Genomic DNA, 2,864 nt, shown 5'->3' with positions numbered 1-2,864 from the left:
TTCACCTAAATCTAAGTTAACAATAAACTTTGAACCTGTGAACATATTATTAGAATCGAATGTTCTTGATATGGGGCCATCCAGAAGAATAAATGCTAAACTTGACAAACCTCCGATAGGTACTAAGTTAAGAAATGTTTTCCCCAGTGCTACCCATAATGAAAGCAACAGATTCACATATGAGTTGATAAAATCTCCTAAACAAAAAAGTTTAGTCAATGATGTTAAAAAATATTTAGAATCATTGCCCAAGAAAAACAACCTTAATTTATATTCAAAACAAGAGCAATTGGCCTATTGGCTTAATCTTTATAACATTACTTTAATTAACGAAATTGTTAAGCGCTATCCAATAGTTAGTTTAGAAAAAATATTAACTGGTCCTGACTCACTAGAAATAACAGTGACACCCATCTTTAATTTTGCTCTTTTTAAAATTAAGGACTACGTTTTGTTTAGTATAAAAAATAAGCAGGGTGTCTTATGGCTATCGCAAGAAAGCGTCAAGTAAGTTTGGTTGATACAAAATACTATCACTGTATTTCACGCTGTGTTCGTCGTGCATTTTTATGTGGGGAAGATCGTTTTACTGGTCAATCTTATGAGCATCGCCGAGGGTGGGTTGAAGATAAGCTGCTTGAATTAGCTAAAGTATTTTGTATTGATGTATGTGCTTATGCCGTAATGAGTAATCACACCCATTTAGTACTGTATGTAGATGATAAGAAAGCAAACAGGCTGAATGATAAAGCGATTGTTATTCACTGGCACAAGCTGTGCAAAGGCACATTGTTAACGCAAAAGTACATACAGGGTGAAAGGCTAAGTAAAGTTGAGCTTATCTTTTTTAATCAAACAGTAAAGGAATATCGAGAGCGCCTATCAAGTATTAGCTGGTTTATGCGGGTGTTAAATGAAGACATTGCCCGCAGAGCAAATAAAGAAGATAACTGCACAGGGAGGTTCTGGGAGGGTAGATTCAAATCGCAAGCATTACTAGATGAAGCAGCACTTGCAGCCTGTATGGCCTATGTTGATTTAAATCCCATTAGAGCTAAAATGGCTAACACACCAGAAGAGTCAGACCATACCAGTGTACAAAATCGCTTAACATGCGCGGCAGAAGGTAAACAACCTAAGCAGTTACTACGTTTTGCAGGCATGCCACGTCAGATTATGCCTAAAGGGCTGCCGTTTGAGCTTAAATCGTACCTTGAACTCGTTGAGCTAACAGGGCGAATAATACGAGAGGATAAGTGCGGGCATATTGATAATATGAACCTTCCTTTACTAGAAAGGCTTAATATATCCCGAGATAACTGGCTAAAACTCACTACGCAATTTACGCGCGTATTTCACGGCGCAGTAGGCAGGCCGACCTCACAAGCAAGTTACTGTGAAAACTTAAAGCGAAAGCGGCGAGCGAATATCAGTAACTGCGAAAAGCTATTAGCATAAATTAAAAACCATTCAGTTAAATTTAAAACAGATACTTTTATTGGTGAATAATTAGGCTGACACCCATTCTAATTATTACTTTTTGTTTTATCCAATATTACTGATCTCCACCATTTCGGTGCATTTGCGCACTGATTAAAAATAATTTTCAGTTAACTTATTGTTTACAGGTGTTTATTTGATGGTTAAGATAAATGCATTGTAATACATGGACATTTGTCGGTTTATAAAACGACAAATGTCGTAGACAAAATTGTTATAACCAAAGGAGCTGTAGTGGATGGAATCAAAAGTAAAGTTAACTGGTGGCACGTTATTCGTAATAGCGTTAATTGTTCTCTTTTTGGGGAATGCGCGTTCCATAGAAATTGTAGAAAAACTAGATGAGATACAGTCTGATGTTTCTAGCTTAAAAAGTGAAGTTGCATCTTACAAGCAGCAAGTTGAAATATTGAAAAATGAAAACCTTAACTTAAAAGAACAGCTTAGAAGTGGTAATTAGTTATAACAAGCTGTTAAACAAGGACAATGCTCCTGACCCGTTTTAGTGGACACCTCCTCATCACTTTGAGGAAAATAATGATTAGGATGACACCTATCCTAATCATTAGGAAAAAAGCCAACAAAAACAGTATGAAGAGTGCATTATTATAAATAATGAATCACGCAAAAAGCTGAGCTATGTAGACAAAATGAAAGTAAAAATAGACAGCCCAATCGGGCTACGATAGCTGTTTATTAAAGAATGGCAAACGACTCGGCTGTATAGAGCCCGCTTTCCTTTAAATAAAAAGCGGAATATTACAGTGAATAAAGGCATGAATAAATTGACCTTACGGGGTCAAAAAAAAAGTGGATGCCTTTACTTTACACTGCGGCAACTGTATTGCCTTGTTCATAAAATAGAAAAGTTGCAAAAGACGATGAATTAAGAAAGGGAGGCCCTTTTACCCTAAATTAAAGCTACTCAACCAGCCGCAACCCCTTCCAAAACGCCAATTAAAACAATATCAAACACTTTTTTATATTCTGCGTAAAATTACAGTAATCAATTGAACGAAAATAGGAACTCAGCTATGGTTTGTTTATCAATAAAAATACATAAAAAACGAGTTAATCTACAGACTCGTTATGTTGCTCATGAAGAATGTGGGCTATTCTACTCAAAATAAGGATTTTTTATGAGTTTATTTAAATTAGTTAGTTTATTGATCAAGTTTAGTTGTTTGTTGTTGCTTTTAAGCGCCCCAAAATATCTTCACGCTGAGGATAAAGCCTACTCTCAATTTAGCGGTTATTCACCTAAATCTAAGTTAACAATAAACTTTGAACCTGTGAACATATTATTAGAATCGAATGTTCTTGATATGGGGCCATCCAGAAGAATAAATGCTAAACTTGACAAA

General features: G+C 35.6%; 3 protein-coding genes and 1 pseudogene. All 4 read left to right on the top strand.

Annotated features, from left to right (window positions below; all coding sequences use genetic code 11):
- Positions 1–511: pseudogene (locus H5161_RS19880) on the top strand (DUF547 domain-containing protein); the annotation flags it as partial.
- Complete coding sequence (locus H5161_RS19875; RefSeq protein WP_182733502.1) at positions 484–1,458, top strand: transposase; 975 nt, start codon at positions 484–486, stop codon at positions 1,456–1,458. The pseudogene H5161_RS19880 and the gene H5161_RS19875, both read left to right, overlap by 28 nt.
- A 280-nt stretch (positions 1,459–1,738) precedes the next feature.
- Positions 1,739–1,960 carry a hypothetical protein gene (locus H5161_RS19870; RefSeq protein WP_002961860.1) on the top strand — a complete coding sequence of 74 codons (222 nt, stop codon included), beginning with the start codon at positions 1,739–1,741 and terminating at the stop codon, positions 1,958–1,960.
- 679 nt (positions 1,961–2,639) lie between these two features.
- The coding region (locus H5161_RS20015; protein ID WP_220493591.1) for a hypothetical protein at positions 2,640–2,864 on the top strand (225 nt) is incomplete at its 3' end.

The sequence above is a fragment of the Pseudoalteromonas sp. SG43-5 genome, from assembly GCF_014164345.1.
In the GTDB taxonomy this organism is placed as follows: Bacteria; Pseudomonadota; Gammaproteobacteria; order Enterobacterales; family Alteromonadaceae; genus Pseudoalteromonas; species Pseudoalteromonas distincta.
The sequence above is the reverse complement of the archived record's forward strand: the minus strand, read 5'-3'. Positions and strand labels throughout refer to the sequence as shown.